The following is a 411-nucleotide window of genomic DNA, read 5'->3' as shown; positions in this document are numbered from 1 at the left end:
ACCCCTTGTCAAGCGCTGCCAATCGACCCGTCACGCGACCAGATCGATGCCGGGCTCCGACGACGGCAACTCGCCCAGGCGCCGGTACAGGTCAAGGTCAGGTGCGGGCGGCACGGCCTGCTGGCCCTGCTCGTCAGACGCCTCCCGGGCTTGCCGTTCGTCGTCGCGCCCTTTGCTCTCCTCGCTGGCGCTGGCGGCTTCGTCGCGGCGCAGCTCGGCCAGCTCCACCCGCGCCTGCGCCGCCTTGGCCTGGGCCTGGGCGGCCACGCGCAGATCCTGTGCGGAGGGCTCGGCGGGCGCGAGGGCGGCACGCAACACGACTTCCATCTTGCGCAAGGTGGCTTCGGGGTCATTGGGGACAGCGGCCGTGTCGATGCCGACCTCGCCGGAGACGGCATAGCGCTGGCCGTC

General features: G+C 72.0%; 1 protein-coding gene. It reads right to left on the bottom strand.

Annotated features, from left to right (window positions below; all coding sequences use genetic code 11):
* Positions 1-30: 30 nt before the first annotated feature.
* The coding region (locus J0A65_RS26065) for a putative metalloprotease CJM1_0395 family protein (RefSeq protein ID WP_269814714.1) at positions 31-411 on the bottom strand (381 nt) is incomplete at its 5' end.

It is taken from the genome of Bowmanella yangjiangensis (genome assembly GCF_017255015.1).
In the GTDB taxonomy this organism is placed as follows: Bacteria; Pseudomonadota; Gammaproteobacteria; order Enterobacterales; family Alteromonadaceae; genus Bowmanella; species Bowmanella yangjiangensis.
This window is presented reverse-complemented; position numbering and strand designations above follow the sequence as displayed.